The 15,974-nt window shown below is 73.2% G+C and carries 12 protein-coding genes; 8 read left to right on the forward strand and 4 right to left on the reverse strand.

The window, feature by feature from the left end:
* The first annotated feature begins 68 nt into the window (after nt 1-68).
* From ACFY32_RS10795 to ACFY32_RS10820, 6 genes are all read left to right on the forward strand, one after another.
* A complete protein-coding gene (locus ACFY32_RS10795; RefSeq protein WP_359196847.1) occupies nt 69-821 on the forward strand; it encodes a GntR family transcriptional regulator in 753 nt (250 codons plus the stop codon).
* A gap of 337 nt (nt 822-1,158) precedes the next feature.
* Entirely contained in the window at nt 1,159-1,362 is a 204-nt protein-coding gene (locus ACFY32_RS10800; protein WP_390673941.1) for an SPOR domain-containing protein, read from the forward strand.
* 10 nt (nt 1,363-1,372) lie between these two features.
* Nucleotides 1,373-1,798 (forward strand): (deoxy)nucleoside triphosphate pyrophosphohydrolase, encoded by a 426-nt coding sequence (locus ACFY32_RS10805; RefSeq protein WP_390673942.1) that lies wholly within the window; start codon nt 1,373-1,375, stop codon nt 1,796-1,798.
* A 222-nt stretch (nt 1,799-2,020) separates the two neighbouring features.
* Nucleotides 2,021-2,428: an ATP-binding protein gene (locus tag ACFY32_RS10810; protein WP_390673943.1), complete on the forward strand. Its 408-nt coding sequence runs from the start codon at nt 2,021-2,023 to the stop codon at nt 2,426-2,428.
* Between the two features lie 280 nt (nt 2,429-2,708).
* On the forward strand, nt 2,709-5,387 hold the full coding sequence (locus tag ACFY32_RS10815; protein WP_390673944.1) for a SpoIIE family protein phosphatase: 2,679 nt from the start codon (nt 2,709-2,711) through the stop codon (nt 5,385-5,387).
* A 94-nt stretch (nt 5,388-5,481) separates the two neighbouring features.
* On the forward strand, nt 5,482-6,702 hold the full coding sequence (locus ACFY32_RS10820; protein WP_390673945.1) for a hypothetical protein: 1,221 nt from the start codon (nt 5,482-5,484) through the stop codon (nt 6,700-6,702).
* Here ACFY32_RS10820 and ACFY32_RS10825 read toward each other — a convergent pair.
* Genes ACFY32_RS10825 through ACFY32_RS10840 form a run of 4 tightly spaced genes read right to left on the reverse strand, consistent with a single transcriptional unit; the run spans nt 6,680 to nt 10,534 of the window.
* Nucleotides 6,680-7,453 carry a succinate dehydrogenase/fumarate reductase iron-sulfur subunit gene (locus tag ACFY32_RS10825; RefSeq protein WP_390673946.1) on the reverse strand — a complete coding sequence of 258 codons (774 nt, stop codon included), beginning with the start codon at nt 7,451-7,453 and terminating at the stop codon, nt 6,680-6,682. The two genes, ACFY32_RS10820 and ACFY32_RS10825, sit on opposite strands and share 23 nt — an antisense overlap.
* Complete coding sequence (locus tag ACFY32_RS10830) at nt 7,450-9,390, reverse strand: fumarate reductase/succinate dehydrogenase flavoprotein subunit (RefSeq protein ID WP_390673947.1); 1,941 nt, start codon at nt 9,388-9,390, stop codon at nt 7,450-7,452. The genes ACFY32_RS10825 and ACFY32_RS10830 overlap by 4 nt, the downstream gene beginning before the upstream one ends.
* Complete coding sequence (locus tag ACFY32_RS10835) at nt 9,390-10,223, reverse strand: hypothetical protein (RefSeq protein ID WP_390673948.1); 834 nt, start codon at nt 10,221-10,223, stop codon at nt 9,390-9,392. The genes ACFY32_RS10830 and ACFY32_RS10835 overlap by 1 nt, the downstream gene beginning before the upstream one ends.
* A 20-nt stretch (nt 10,224-10,243) precedes the next feature.
* A complete protein-coding gene (locus tag ACFY32_RS10840; protein WP_390673949.1) occupies nt 10,244-10,534 on the reverse strand; it encodes a hypothetical protein in 291 nt (96 codons plus the stop codon).
* Between the two features lie 308 nt (nt 10,535-10,842).
* Here ACFY32_RS10840 and ACFY32_RS10845 point away from each other — a divergent pair, with 308 nt between their 5' ends.
* Complete coding sequence (locus ACFY32_RS10845; protein WP_390673950.1) at nt 10,843-13,272, forward strand: ABC transporter substrate-binding protein; 2,430 nt, start codon at nt 10,843-10,845, stop codon at nt 13,270-13,272.
* A gap of 123 nt (nt 13,273-13,395) precedes the next feature.
* Nucleotides 13,396-15,312 carry a translational GTPase TypA gene (gene typA, locus ACFY32_RS10850; protein WP_359196816.1) on the forward strand — a complete coding sequence of 639 codons (1,917 nt, stop codon included), beginning with the start codon at nt 13,396-13,398 and terminating at the stop codon, nt 15,310-15,312.
* Nucleotides 15,313-15,974: the final 662 nt, after the last annotated feature.

The raw sequence follows: 15,974 nt of genomic DNA on the forward strand, positions 1-15,974 counted from the left end.
TGCTTGCCTCGCACAACCTACGGTTGCCAGGCTGTTGCTGTCTGTACAACCTGATGGGAGAGCGGCCAGTGACATTCGGTGAGCAGCCGGCGTATCTGCGTGTCGCGGGTGATCTCCGCAAGAAGATCGTCGACGGGCTGCTGCCGCCCCACACCCGCCTGCCGTCCCAGGCCCGCATCCGCGAGGAGTACGGCGTCTCGGACACCGTCGCCCTGGAGGCGCGCAAGGTCCTCATGGCGGAGGGCCTGGTCGAGGGCCGCTCCGGCTCGGGCACCTATGTGCGCGAGCGGCCCGTGCCCAAGCGGATCGCCCGCTCCGGATACCGGCCGGCCGGCGGGGCCACGCCGTTCCGGCAGGAGCAGGCCGACGCCGAGGCGCGCGGCACCTGGGAGTCGCGCAGCGAGCAGACCGAGGCGAGCCACGCCGTCGCCGAGCGCCTCGCCATCGAGCCCGGCGACCGCGTGATGTGCACGCGGTACGTCTTCCGGGAGGGCGGCGAGGCGATGATGCTCTCCACCTCCTGGGAGCCCCTCGCCGTCACCGGGCGCACGCCCGTGATGCTGCCCGAGGAGGGCCCGCTCGGCGGCATGGGCGTGGTCGAGCGCATGGCCGCCATCGACGTGGTCGTGGACAACGTCACCGAGGAGGTCGGCGCCCGCCCCGGCCTCGCCGAGGAACTGCACGCCCTGGGCGGCGTCCCCGGCCATGTCGTCCTGGTCGTCCAGCGCACCTTCTACGCCTCGGGCCGCCCGGTGGAGACCGCCGACGTGGTGATCCCGGCCGACCGCTACCGGGTCGCGTACCACCTGCCGGTGAAGTGACCGGGGCTCCGCGGGGCCCGGTGTGAGATGGGGCACGCTCCCCCGCTCCCCGCGGGGGCGCGAGCCGGGGCGCGGGTGCCGTCCGGCGGTGCGGGGTTCCGGCCGTCGTCGCAGGTGACCCCGGCGGCTCCGGCGTGCCCGCGACCCGACGCACCGGCTGCGGCCGACGGCGCGTACGTCGTCGCGCGCCCTCCGCATTCCGGCCGGTTGTCTACCTCTTCGTGAAAAGCCGTATTCGCAGCGTAAAGGTTGGGCGTACGCTCGGGCATATGCGGATTGCGGTTTCCCCGGCGGGCGGGGCGCGGCCCGGGTCGCGAGCGGGAAGGGGAGAGGCTCGATGAGCGACAGCACGGTCACCCTGCCCTGGCTCGTCTACCGGCAGGACGACAACGGCAATCGCTACCGCGTCGGCAGATACGCCACCCGGGCCGAGGCCCAGAAGATCGCCGACAGCCTCGACACCCGCGGCCACAAACAGCTCTACTGGGTCGAGCGCGTCGCCCAGAACGGCGCCTACGGGACGGGCCGGCCCCTGCCGTAGGCTCCGGCGCATGACGGAACGGATCGTGGTCGGCGCCGCCCTGCTGGACGGCGCCCGCCTGCTCGCCGCGCGCCGTAGCGCCCCCGCCGAGCTGGCCGGCCGCTGGGAACTGCCCGGCGGCAAGGTGGAGGAGGGCGAGAGCCCCGACGTCGCCCTGGTGCGCGAACTGCGCGAGGAACTCGGCGTCGACGCCCGCCCCGGCGAGCGCGTCCCCGGCCGGTGGCCGCTGAAGCCCCCGTACGTCCTGCACGTGTGGACCGCCACCCTGCTGCCGGGCTCCGCCGCTCCCGCGCCCCTGGAGGACCACGACGCGCTGCGCTGGCTCACCCCCGGCGAGATCTGGGACGTCCCCTGGCTGGCGGCCGACGTACCGGCCGTCCGCGCCACCCTCGCGCACCTCGGCCCGGAACCGGCCGGCGGCCCGCCCGGCGGGTGAGGCCGCCCCCGCCGGGGCGCCCCGGCGGCTCACCCGGCGTATGAGGCGCGCGGTCCGGACGCCCCGGCGCCGCCGGAAACCGGAGGCGCGCGTCCCGTACGCCGTCCGTGCCACGGTGCACCCCTGCGTGCCACCCCGGACGGTACCCCGCACTGGATTTCGGGTATGTGCCCCTTAACCCCATGAAAACGGACATGCGGGGCGGGTCGACCGGCCGGGGAAGTGTTCTGCGTGACCGACACCGACGACGACTGTGCCGAGTGGACCTTCCCCGCGGAGCCGGGCGCCGTGCGCGCCGCCCGCTCCCTGGTCCGCGACCGGCTGGGCGAATGGCACCTGGACAGCCTCGGCGACATCGCCGCGCTGCTCGTCAGTGAGCTGGTCACCAACGCCCTGCGGCACGCCACCGGCCCCATCGGCGTCCGCCTGGTGCGCCCCGGCCCGCAGGGCGGCGTGCTGCGCGTCGAGGTCTCCGACACCCTCCCGGACCCGCCTCACGTCCGCGCCGCCCGGCCCGAGGACGAGGGCGGCCGGGGCCTGCGGCTGCTCGCCTCCGCCGCCCGCCGCTGGGGGACCCGGCCCGCAGACCCCGGCAAAACGGTCTGGTTCGAACTCGCGGTCCCCCGCTGACCGGTCACCGCTCGTCACGCTCCGTGTCCGGCGGGGTCGACACCGGGCCAGGTTCCGTACACCCGGCGGAACCGGCCCGAGACCGGTGCCGACGTGCGGGATTCGATGCCGTGTCCGCTGGTTAGAAGACTGGGAGTGTGGTCACGGACCGGACCGAAAACCGTCGGGATCGTGCTGTGATCGTGAACACCGTGTTGTGCGGCCCCGTAGTGCTGGATACTGCGGGCAGCCGCCCCCGGTGACCGGTGCCGGACGCGGTGAGCTGGAGGGGACGGTTCGCGTGAGCGAGATACCAGCGAGGGCCACGGAGTCCGCGTACGCGCCGGACGGCGCCCGGGACGGGTCCGCGAGCGGCGACGCGGCGGACACCGTGCCGGGAACGACGCCGCCCGGCGACGCCATGTGGCAGAGCAGCCCGCCCGGCTCGATCTACGACTACATCAAGGTCGCCTCCTTCTCCATCGGCCCGGACGGGCTGATCGACCAGTGGAGCCTGCGCGCCGAGCACCTCTTCGGCATAGCCGCCGACCGCGCCGTGGGCATGGACCCCCTCGAGGTCTTCATCGACCCCGACCTGCGCGAGCGCGGCCAGCGCAAGATGGCCGAGATCCTCGACGGGCGCGAGTGGACCGGCGTGGTCCCGTTCCGGATACCGGACGCCGGGCACGGGCGCCGCGGCAAGCGCGGCCTCGCCGAGGTCTACGTGATGCCGACCCGGACACCGGACGGGGAGAAGGCCGCCGTCTGCATCGTCGTCGACGTCCGCACCCTGCGGACCATCGAGACGGACCTCGCCGCCTCCCAGGCGATATTCAGTCAGTCCCCGTTCGGGTTCCTGCTGATAGACCCCGATCTGCGGGTGCGCCGAGCCAACCAGCGGTTCGCCTCCCTCTTCGGCGGCAAGCCCGACGACCACCGCGGCAAGGGCGTCCACGACTATCTGCCGCGCGCCGAGGCCGAGCGGGTCTCCGCCACCCTGCGCCGGGTGCTGGAGACCGGCGAATCCATCACCGACATGCACGTCACGGGCTTCATCCCGGGCTCCGAGGACCGCCGCCACTGGTCCGTCAACATGTACCGGGTGCACAGCGGTTCCGGCCGCCCCATCGGCGTCGCCTGGCTGGGGACCGACATCACCGCCCGCCGCGCCGCCGCCCGCGAGGCCGCCGCCGCCCGGCGCAATCTCGCCCTTCTCAACGAGGCCGGCGCCCGCATCGGCAACTCCCTCGACCTGGAGACCACCGCCCGCGAACTCCTCGACGTGGTCGTCCCCGGCTTCTGCGACCTGGCCACCGTCGACCTCTACCAGGGCCTGCTGGCCGGCGACGAGACCCCGCACGGCCTGGCCGACGGCAGCGCCGAACTGCGCCGGGTCGCCTACGCCAGCGCCGTGTCCGACGCGCCCTTCCTCGGCACCGGGGAGCGGGTCGGGGTCGGCGCCGTCCACCACTACCCGTTCCACTCGCCCTGCGCCGTCGCCCTGCGCACCGCCCGGCCGCGCAGCGTCCCCGCCGAGGAGGGCGGGCTCGTCCAGTCCACGCTGGCCGTGCCGATGGTCGCCCACGACACCGTCGTCGGGCTGGTGCAGTTCGCCCGGACCAAGGGCAGCGAGCCCTTCGGGGACCGCGACCGGGACCTCGCCGTCGAGCTGGCCGCCCGCGCCGCCGTCTGTATCGACAACGCCCGGCTCTACCGGCGCGAGCACGAACGCGCCCTCATCCTCCAGCGGTCCCTGCTGCCGCCCGGCGACCCCGAGGCGTCCGGCCTCGACATCGCCTGCCGCTACCTGCCGGGCAACGCGGCCACCGGCCGGCCCAGCGAGGTCGGCGGCGACTGGTTCGACGTCATCGAGCTGCCCGGCCACCGCACCGCCCTCGTCGTCGGCGACGTCATGGGCCGGGGACTGCGCGCCGCCGTCGCGATGGGCGAACTGCGCACCGCCGTGCGCACCCTGGCCCAGTTGGACCTGGAACCGGCCGAGGTGCTCGCCCAGTTGGACGAGATCGCCCGCGGCCTCGGCGCCCCCGGGGGCCCCGCCCAGGCCCTCGGTACCGGGGTCCAGCAGGCCACCCGGGCCGCCCGCCGCCCCCGCGAGGCCGACCTGTCCGAGGTCTACCTCGCCACCTGCGTGTACGCCGTGTACGACTCGGTGACCCGCCGGTGCACCTTCGCCAACGCCGGCCACCTCCCGCCGGTCCTCGTCGAGCCCGGCGAGAACGCGCTGATGCTGGACGTGCCCCCCGGACTGCCGCTCGGCGTCGGCGGCGAGCCCTTCGAGGAGGTCGAGGTCGAACTGCCCGAGGGCGCGCTGCTCGCCCTCTACACCGACGGGCTGGTCGAGAGCCGCGACCACCCCCTGGACGAGGGGCTCCAGGCGTTCGTCGGCGCGCTGACCGACCCGGCCCACGCCCCGGCGCACCGCGCCGAGACCCACCGGGACCTGGAGGACGTCTGCGACCGGGTCCTCAACACCCTCGACAGCCACCACGGCGAGGACGACATCGCCCTGCTCATGGCCCGGGTGCAGGGACTGCCCGCCGACTCGGTCGGCGACTGGACGCTGCCGCGCGAGCCGCGCAGCGTGGGCCGGGCCCGCGAGTACGCCCGCGCCCGGCTGCTGAGCTGGGACCTGGAACCGCTCGTCGACACCACCGAACTCCTCGTCAGCGAACTGGTCACCAACGCCCTGCGGTACGGCGAGGGCGAGATCAGGCTCCGGCTGCTGCTCGACCGCACCCTGGTCTGCGAGGTCTGGGACTCCGGCCTGGTCCAGCCGCGCCGCCGCCGCGCCCGCGACACCGACGAGGGCGGACGCGGGCTGCAACTGGTCGGCCTGCTCAGCGCGGCCTGGGGCTCCCGCCGCACCCCGCGCGGCAAGACGGTCTGGTTCGAGCTGCCCCTGCCGGGCGGCGAGACCGGCCTGACCGACCCGGCGGAGGCCCTGCTGAGCCTGTTCTGACCCCGGAGCGGAACCAGAACGCCCGTACGAGCCGTCCTCGCCTGCACCGACGACGGGCGACACGGAGGCGACACGGGTGACACGGGTGACACGAGTGACACGGGCGACGAACGACCCCGGCCCGGACGGCGTACCGGCCGCGCGGCAGGACGATGTACGGGCCGCGCGGCAGGACGACGGACCGGCCCCGCGGCAGGACGACGGACCGGCCCCGGAGCCCGCCGCCCCCGAACCCGCGTCCGCCGACGGGACCGCCGCCGAGGCGGAGCAGGCACCCCCCGCCGGGACGGCCCGCCGCCGGCTCCGCCTCCTCCGCCGGGTCGTCCTGGGGCTCGTCCTCGTCCTCCTGCTGCCGCCGCTCGCCGCCGAGGCCGCCCTGCGGATCAACTGCACCGGCGACCCCGCCGACGGCACCCGCACCCGGCACCGGGACGCGGTCTGGCTCGGTCACGCCTGGGTCGACGGGCGGAAGACGGACGCGGACCTCGCCGCGCTAGCCCGCCGCCTGGACGGCACCGGCATCCGCGACCTGTACGTCCACACCGGCCCCCTGGAGCACGACGGCACCCTGGACCGGACGCTGTACCCGAAGGCGCGGTGGCTGACCGGCGCCGTACACCGGGAGCTGCCCGGCGTCCGCGTCCAGGCGTGGCTCGGCGACGTCCTCGCCACCGAGAGCCCCGACGGCATGCGACTGGAACGGCCCGCCACCCGCGCCGCCGTGGCGGGCTCGGCCCGGCGGGTCCTGGCCGAGGGCTTCGACGGCGTCCACCTCGACCTGGAGCCCGCGCACTCCGGCGACCCCGGCTACCTCGCCCTGCTCGACGAGGTCCGCGCGACGACCGCCGCCCGCGACGCCGTCCTGTCCGTCGCCGCCCACCAGATCGACCCGCTCCCGGCCCTGCACGCCGTCGCCGGCGCCCTCACCGGCCACCCCAAGTGGTGGTCGCAGGAGTACTTCGGGCAGGTCGCCCGCCGCGTCGGCCAGATCGCCGTGATGTCGTACGACACCATGCAGCCCACCGAGGGCACCTACGGCGGCTATGTCGCCCAGCAGACCTCGCTCGCCCTGGAGGTCACCCCGGACGGCACCGACCTGCTGATGGGCCTGCCCTTCTACCACGAGAACCGCTTCGGCCACTGGGCGCACGCCGAGACCGTCCCCGCCGCCGTCCGGGGCGTCCGCCTCGGCCTGTCCCGCACGGACGCCGGCCGCGCCCGCTTCGGCGTCGCCCTGTACGTCGACTTCGCCGCGACCGAGGCGGACTGGGCGGCGTACCGCGCGGACTGGGTCACCTCTCCCGGCGCCGCCTGATCTTCGAACCGAGCCAGACCAGCGGGTCGTACTTGCGGTCCACGGCCCGCTCCTTCAGCGGGATCAGCGCGTTGTCGGTGATCTTGATGCCCTCGGGGCAGACCTCGGTGCAGCACTTGGTGATGTTGCAGTAGCCGAGGCCGTGCTCGTCCTGGGCGGCGGCCTTGCGGTCCAGGCCGGACCCGGCCGCCGCGTCCAGCGGATGCATGTCCAGCTCGGCCACCCGCATCAGGAAGCGCGGCCCGGCGAACGCCGTCTTGTTCTCCTCGTGGTCACGGACCACATGGCAGGTGTCCTGGCACAGGAAGCACTCGATGCACTTGCGGAACTCCTGCGACCGGTCCACGTCCTCCTGCATCATCCGGTACTCGCCCGGCCCGAGGCCGGCCGGCGGCACGAACGACGGGACCTCGCGGGCCTTGGTGTAGTTGAAGCCGACGTCCGTCACCAGGTCGCGGACGACGGGGAAGGTCCGCAGCGGGGTGACGGTGACCGTCTCCTCGCGGGTGAAGACCGACATCCGGGTCATGCACATCAGCCGGGGCCGCCCGTTGATCTCCGCCGAGCACGAACCGCACTTGCCGGCCTTGCAGTTCCAGCGCACGGCCAGGTCGGGGGCCTGGGTGGCCTGGAGGCGGTGGATGATGTCGAGGACCACCTCGCCCTCGTTCACCTCGACGCTGAAGTCCGTCAGGCCGCCGCCCGCCGCGTCGCCCCGCCACACCTTGAAGCGGGCCTGGTAGCCGCTCATTCGTACAGCTCCTCTTCGGCGAGGTACTTGACCAGCTCCTCCTTGTCGAAGAGGGCGAGCAGGTCCGGGCGGATGGGGTCGGTGGTCTCCCGGTCCAGGGCGATCTGGCCGCGCACCGGGTCGGTCGCCGCGAGCCCGCCGGTCGGGTCGGCCAGCCGGCACAGCAGGTTCACGTTGCGCCACCTGCGGTCCATCGACGGGTGGTCCTCGCGGGTGTGGCCGCCGCGCGACTCGGTGCGCTCCAGCGCCGCGCGGGCCACGCACTCGCTGACCAGCATCATGTTCCTCAGGTCCAGGGCGAGGTGCCAGCCCGGGTTGAACTGGCGGTGGCCCTCCACGCCGGCCCGCCGGGCCCGTACCCGCAGCTCCGCGAGCTTCTCCAGGGCCTGCTTCATCTCGGCCTCGCGGCGGATGATGCCGACCAGGTCGTTCATCGTCTGCTGGAGTTCCTGGTGCACGGTGTACGGGTTCTCCGGCGGGCCGCCGGCGGGCCCCGCGGCCCCGGCCTCGGCGGAGAACGGCCGCAGGGCCTCCGCGGCGGCCAGGTCGACCTGGGCGCCGTCCACCCCGGGCCGGGCCGCGCCCGTCGCGGTGGCGTACTCGGCGGCGTACCGGCCCGCCCGGCGGCCGAACACCAGCAGGTCGGAGAGCGAGTTGCCGCCGAGCCGGTTGGAGCCGTGCATCCCGCCGGCCACCTCACCGGCCGCGTACAGCCCCGGCACCCCGCGCGCCGCGGCGGTGTCGGAGTCGACGGCGATGCCGCCCATGACGTAGTGGCAGGTGGGCCCGACCTCCATCGCCTCGGCCGTGATGTCGACGTCGGCCAGCTCCTTGAACTGGTGGTACATCGACGGCAGCCGCCGCTTGACCACCTCGGCGGGCATCCGCGTCGACACGTCGAGGAAGACCCCGCCGTGCGGGGAGCCACGGCCCTCCTTGACCTCCGTGTTGATGGCGCGGGCCACCTCGTCGCGGGGGAGCAGTTCGGGGGGCCGCCGGTTGCGGTCCGGGTCGTCGTACCAGCGGTCGGCCTCGGCCTCGGTCTCGGCGTACTTCTCCTTGAAGACGTCCGGGATGTAGCGGAACATGAACCGCTCGCCGTCGCTGTTGCGCAGCACCCCGCCGTCGCCGCGCACCGACTCGGTGACCAGGATGCCCTTCACCGAGGGCGGCCAGACCATGCCCGTGGGGTGGAACTGCACGAACTCCATGTTCAGCAGGGGCGCCCCGGCCAGCAGCGCCAGCGCGTGGCCGTCGCCGGTGTACTCCCAGGAGTTCGACGTCACCTTGAACGACTTGCCGATGCCGCCGGTGGCGATCACCACGGCGGGCGCCTCCAGCACGAAGAAGCGGCCGGACTCGCGCTCGTAGGCGAAGACGCCGGAGACCCGGGAGCCGTCCCTGAGCACCCGGGTCACCGTGCACTCCTGGAAGACCTTCAGCCGGGACTCGTAGTCGCCGGTCTCCCGGTGGTCCTCCTGCTGGAGGGCGACGACCTTCTGCTGGAGGGTGCGGATCAGCTCCAGCCCGGTGCGGTCGCCGACGTGGGCGAGGCGCGGGTACTCGTGGCCGCCGAAGTTGCGCTGCGAGATCCGGCCGTCCTTCGTCCGGTCGAACAGGGCGCCCCAGGTCTCCAGTTCCCACACCCGGTCGGGCGCCTCCTGGGCGTGCAGCTCGGCCATCCGCCACTGGTTGAGGAACTTGCCGCCGCGCAGGGTGTCGCGGAAGTGCACCTTCCAGTCGTCGCGTTCGTTGGCGTTGCCCATCGCCGCCGCGATGCCGCCCTCGGCCATCACGGTGTGCGCCTTGCCGAACAGCGACTTGCAGACGACGGCCGTACGGGCGCCCCGCTCGCGCGCCTCGATGGCGGCGCGCAGGCCCGCGCCGCCCGCCCCCACCACGACGACGTCCCATTCCTGCCGGTCGACCACGGTCATCAGAACAACCTCGGATCGTCGAAGGCGCCGGACGCGACCAGGTACACGTAGAGGTCGGCGAGGGCCACGCTCACCAGGGACGCCCAGGCGAGCTGCATGTGCCGGGCGTTGAGGCGGCCCACCCACCGCCAGGCGCGGTAGCGCACGGGGTGCTTGGAGAAGTGCTTGAGCTTGCCGCCGACGATGTGCCGGCAGGAGTGGCAGGACAGGGTGTACGCCCAGATCAGCACGATGTTGACCAGGAACACCAGGGTGCCCAGGCCCATGTGGCCCCACGCGTAGTGCTCGTCGCGGAAGGCGAGCACCGTGTCGTAGGTCAGGACGAGGGCGACCAGGAGGGCCGCGTAGAAGAAGTAGCGGTGGACGTTCTGCAGGATCAGCGGGAAGCGGGTCTCGCCGGTGTACTTCTTGTGCGGCTCGGCGACCGCGCAGGCCGGCGGGGACGCCCAGAAGCCGCGGTAGTACGCCTTGCGGTAGTAGTAGCAGGTCAGGCGGAAGCCGAGCGGGAAGATCAGGATGATGATCGCCGGGGAGACGCCCCACCAGGGGCCCAGCAGCTCCCAGTTGGGGCCCGTGCGCATCGGCGCGCAGCGCTCGGCGAGGCACGGGGAGTAGAACGGCGAGACGTAGGGGGCGGCGTAGTAGTGCGCGTCGGCGAAGGCCCGCCACGTCGAGTAGACGACGAACGCGAGCAGGCCGGCCGCCGTGACGGCGGGGGCCAGCCACCAGCGGTCGGTGCGCAGGTGCGGGGCGGCGATGGCGGCGCGCGTCGGGGTGTGGACGCCGCCCCGGGGACGGGGGTCGGTGCCTGGGGGTTCCGTGCCAGTGGCCACTGATCGACTCCGGTCGGGGTTCAGGGGGCGCGGCGGTCGCGGGCGCCGAGACCCTCGTCGTCCGAGTCCGTCCACAGGGAGAGGTCGTACGGGGCGTCGGAGATGGTGACGAGGTCCGGTCGTCGCGGGGTGTCCTGGGCGGTGGCGGCCTCCCGCAGCAGCGCCACGCTCTCGCGCAGGTGCCCGGCGTCGTGCCGGACCCGCCGGACCTCCAGGCCGTCGGCCCCCATCTGCTGTTCCAGCCGGCTCATCGATCTCGACAGGTCGTCGAGGCAGCGCTGCATCGTCGTCAGTTCGTCGTGCACGGACATGGCGTGTCCTCACTTCCGTCGGACACGGCCGCGGGGGCCGGCCTGGGGGGCGACGTTCATGCGCCTGCGAGTGTCGCCCGTCACACCTGTCCCTGTGAAGAGGACGTGCGTCGATTGGCCGGGGCGTGCGGGCGCACTGGCCGGTGCACTGCGCCGGACGGGTGGGCTTACGGAGCGCGGCCGTCGTGTCGCCCTGTGTTGCCGAATCCTTTCCCCTTCAGTGGCCGCATACATCTGGATACAAATGATCAACTCCATATACCGCCATAAGGGATCAGAACGCCCGCGGCTTTCCGGAGGTAGCAGAGATGTCCCACGTCGGCGTCGGACCCCGCGCGGTCACGCGCTCGGTCGCCTTCCTCACCGCGGGCGTGCTCGCGGTCCCCGCCCTCGCCGGGTGCAGCTCCGACGACCCGGCGGGCGAGCCGCTCGCCGGTCCGGACATCGCCGCCGCGGCCCGCGCCCGGGTCGCCGACGGCGGCACCCTGCGCTGGGCCGTCGACACCGTGCCGGACACCTTCAACACCTTCCAGTCGGACGCCGACGCCACCACCGGCCGTGTCGCCCAGGCCGTGCTGCCCGCGATGTTCCGCACCGACGCGGCCGGGCGGCCCGTGCGCGACCCCGACTACCTGGAATCCGCCGAGGTCGTCGGCACCGAGCCCAAGCAGGTCGTCCTCTACAAGCTCAACCAGCAGGCGGTGTGGAGCGACGGCCGCGAGATCGGCGCCGCCGACTTCGCCGCCCAGTGGCGGGCCCTGTCCGGCCGGGACGCGGCCTACTGGACCGCCCGCAACGCCGGGTACGACCGCATCGAGAAGATCGAGCGCGGCGCCGGCGACCTGGAGGTCAAGGTCACCTTCAGCCGCCCCTACGCCGACTGGCGCTCGCTGTTCACCCCGCTGTACCCGAAGGACGTCATGGGCACCCCGGACGCCTTCAACGACCGCGCCCGGCGCGAGCTGGAGGTCACCGCCGGGCCGTTCGCCGTGCAGCGCACCGACCGCGACGAGGACGAGATCGTCCTGGCCCGCAACCCCCGCTGGTGGGGCGAGCCGGCCAAGCTGTCCTCGATCGTGCTGCGGGCGGTGCCGCGCGGGAAGCGGCTGGCCGCGCTCGCCGCGGGCACCCTCGACCTGGCCGAGGTGGACCCGGAGACCGCCCGCGAGGTCGGCCGGGCCGGCGCGCCGCCGCACGCCGCCGCCGGCAACCCCCTGGCCGGACCCGGCGGCGCGCCCCTGTCCGGTCCCGGCAGCGCGCCGCTGCCCGGCCCCGGCGGGCGGTCCTCCGCCGACGCCCTGCGCTCCTGGGCCGTCGCCCACGGCTCCGACGAGGAGGCCGCCTACGAGGAGACGCTCGCCCGCGCCGAGCGCAGCGAGGCGTGGGCCCGCACCGAACGCCGGCGGGCCGCCCTGCGCGGCTTCGAGGTCCGCAAGTCGCTGGAGCCCGCCTACACCCAGCTCGCCCTCAACGGCGCCGGCGGGCCGCTCGCCGACGAACGGGTCCGCCGGGCCGTCGCCCGCGCGGTGGACCGCGAGAAGCTCGCCGAGACGGTCCTGGGCCCGCTCGGCCTGCCCGCCGAGCCGCTGGGCAGCCACCTCGCGCTCGCCGGGCAGCCCGGCTACGCCGACGGCAGCGGCGCGCTCGGCGAACCGGACGTCAAGGAGGCCCGCGCCCTGCTCGCCGACGCGGGCTGGGTCCCCGGGGGCCCGGTGCGGGAACGGAAGAAGGGGGAGAAGGCGGCCGGCGCCGAACGCGCCGACGAGAACTCCCCGGGCGGCGACGACGGGACGTATATCGTCGGCGAGGACGACGACAAGAACGACGGCGACCGCACGGGCAAGGACGAGGGCGACCGCGCGGGCAAGGCCGAGGGCGCCGGGAGTGCCCGGGAGGGCGACCGCGACGGCGGTAAGGGTGGCCGGGAGGGCGACCGCGACGGCGGTAAGAGCGACCGCGAGGGCGGCCGCGACGGCGGTAAGAGCGACCGCGAGGGCGGCCGCGGCCGCGGAGCCGACCGGCACGATCGCAAGAGCGCCGAGAAGCGCGAGGGCGAACGGCAGAGCGGGGAGCAGACCGAGGCGCGGGGCGGCGGTGCCCCCGGCGCCTACGCCCCCCGGGGCACCGCCGCCCCGGGCGGCCCGGCCGCCGCCCCGCTGGCCAAGGACGGCAAGCCGCTCACCCTCCGCTTCGTGCTGCCCTCCGGCCCCGGCTCCGGCACGCTGCGCACGGTCGCCGACCGCATCGACGGCATGCTGGCGCGGATCGGCGTCCGCACCGAGATCAGCAAGGTGTCCGACGAGAGCTACTTCAAGGACCACATCGCCTCCGGCGCCTACGACCTCGCCCTGTACTCCTGGCCCGCCTCGCCGTTCCCCGCCACCGACGCCCGGCCGATCTACGCCAAGCCCGTCCCGGCCGCCGACGGCTCCCTGAACGTCGAGCAGAACTACACCCGGGTCGGCACCGACCAGGTCGACCAGTTGTTCGATCAAGCCATCGGGACGCTGGACGAGAAGGAGGCCCGCACCCTGCTGCGCAAGGCCGACTCCCGGATCTGGGCGGCGGCCGGCTCCCTCCCCCTCTACCAGCGCCCCCAGCTCACCGTCGCCCGCGAGGACCTCGCCAACGCGGGCGCCTTCGGCTTCGCGACGCCGGCCTACGAGGACCTGGGCTTCCGCAAGAAGGGCGCCCGGGGACCGGGGCCCCGGGAGGGCTCCGGAAGCCCGGCCGCCTAGGGGTGCGGGCCCCCACTGCTCCCGGCCCCGTACCATGGAGGGGAAAAGGCCGAGGCGTCAGCAGCCCGGCGAGGCCAGCGCAGCGACCTGGCCGTCCTCACCACTCCGGGAGTACGCCGCACCATGGCTGTGTCCGTTACGCGTCACGACATCCGCAACGTCGCCATCGTCGCCCACGTCGACCACGGCAAGACCACGATCGTCGACGGAATGCTCAAGCAGGCCGGTGCCTTCGCCGCGCACCAGCTCGAAGCCGTCGACGACCGCATGATGGACTCCAACGACCTGGAGCGTGAGAAGGGCATCACGATCCTGGCGAAGAACACGGCGGTGAAGTACCACCCGAAGGACGGGGGGGACGTCATCACCATCAACATCATCGACACCCCCGGCCACGCCGACTTCGGCGGCGAGGTCGAGCGCGGCCTGTCGATGGTGGACGGCGTGGTCCTCCTCGTCGACGCCTCCGAGGGCCCGCTGCCGCAGACCCGCTTCGTGCTCCGCAAGGCGCTCCAGCAGCGGCTGCCGATCATCCTGTGCATCAACAAGACGGACCGCCCGGACTCCCGGATCGACGAGGTGGTCAACGAGACCTACGACCTCTTCCTCGACCTGGACGCCGACGAGGAGCAGATCGAGTTCCCGATCGTCTACGCCTGCGGCCGGGACGGCGTCGCCTCGCTGACCAAGCCGGAGGACGGCACGGTCCCGTCCGACTCCACCAGCCTGGAGCCGTTCTTCTCCACCATCCTGGAGCACATCCCCGCCCCCACCTACGAGGAGGGCGCCCCGCTCCAGGCGCACGTCACCAACCTGGACGCCGACAACTTCCTCGGCCGTATCGCGCTGCTGCGCGTGCACCAGGGCGAGCTGAAGAAGGGCCAGACGGTCGCCTGGCTCAAGCGCGACGGCTCCACGCAGAACGTGCGGATCTCCGAGCTGATGATGACCGAGGCGCTCACCCGCAAGCCCGCCGAGAAGGCCGGCCCCGGTGACATCTGCGCGGTCGCCGGCATCCCCGACATCATGATCGGCGAGACCCTCGCGGACCCGGAGAACCCGATTCCGCTGCCGCTGATCACGGTGGACGAGCCCGCGATCTCCATGACCATCGGCACCAACACCTCGCCGCTGGTCGGCCGCGGCGCCACCGGCAAGGGCGCGGACAACAAGGCGGCGGTCAAGGACCGCAAGGTCACCGCCCGCCAGGTCAAGGACCGCCTGGACCGCGAGCTGATCGGCAACGTCTCGCTCCGCGTCCTGGACACCGACCGCCCCGACGCCTGGGAGGTGCAGGGCCGCGGCGAGCTGGCGCTGGCCATCCTGGTCGAGCAGATGCGCCGCGAGGGGTACGAGCTGACGGTCGGCAAGCCGCAGGTCGTCACCAAGGAGGTCGACGGCAAGACCTACGAGCCGGTCGAGCGCATGACCATCGACGTCCCCGAGGAGCACATGGGCGCGGTCACCCAGCTCATGGGCGTCCGCAAGGGCCGGATGGACAACATGTCGAACCACGGCTCCGGCTGGGTCCGCATGGAGTTCGTCGTCCCCTCCCGCGGTCTGATCGGCTTCCGCACCGAGTTCCTGACCCAGACCCGTGGCACCGGCATCGCGCACTCCATCCACGAGGGCCACGAGCCCTGGTTCGGCACCCTGACCACGCGGAACAACGGCTCGCTGGTCGCCGACCGGTCCGGCGCCGTCACCGCGTTCGCGATGACGAACCTCCAGGAGCGCGGCGTGCTCTTCGTCGAGCCCGGCACCGAGGTGTACGAGGGCATGATCGTCGGCGAGAACTCGCGCGCCGACGACATGGACGTCAACATCACCAAGGAGAAGAAGCTCACCAACATGCGGTCGTCCACGGCCGATGTGACCGAGTCGATCGTCCCGCCGCGCAAGCTCTCGCTGGAGCAGTCGCTGGAGTTCTGCCGCGACGACGAGTGCGTGGAGGTCACCCCGGAGGCCGTTCGCATCCGCAAGGTGAACCTGGACGCCCGCGAGCGGGCCCGCGCCGCGAGCCGCGCCAAGCACAACTGATCCGTACCGCCCGAAAAGCCCGGGTGCCCCCACTGCGGGGGCACCCGGGCTTTTCGCAACCCCTTTTCTCGACCCCCTTGCGGGAGCGGGCGTCCGGCATCCGGTGAACGGCGCCCGATAGCCATGTAACACGTCCGTTTCGCGGCCTTCTCGTCACGAACAGTTTGTCCAGATTTTGGAAGATCCAGCCGTGAGCTGTGACTGAATTGAGATTTAAAGACGGTGGTCGCTTCTTCTGCTCATGGCAGATAGTTAGCCGCGTAGCGCTCGGGTCAATGGGTCTCGCGCTGTGGGGACAGCGCCGACTCACGAGCACCAGGGGGTGTCCGGTCTTCCGTCAGGGGTGTCGGAAGCGGGACGTGTGCCCCCTCCCGTCGGTGAACACGTGAAGTCACGAGGAGGAGTCCCATGCGCGGTGCCATGCACGCCCGGTGGGTCATACGGTCACAGTCGCACACCCGGTCGCGTTCCGCCCTCGCCGTCCGTACACGCTGTCACGGCGACCGTCCCTGAGTTCTCGTCCGGCCGTGGGCGTGCGGCCTTCCGGCTACGCGCGTCCGGCTGCGGGTTTCCCCGCCTTCCTCGGGGCGCCCTGACGCTTTCTCACGATCCGTTCCGCGACCGCGCGTTGCCGCGCGGGCCGCCGGTTCGGCACACCCACA

The sequence above is a fragment of the Streptomyces sp. NPDC000134 genome (genome assembly GCF_042899225.1).
Classification (GTDB): domain Bacteria; phylum Actinomycetota; class Actinomycetes; order Streptomycetales; family Streptomycetaceae; genus Streptomyces.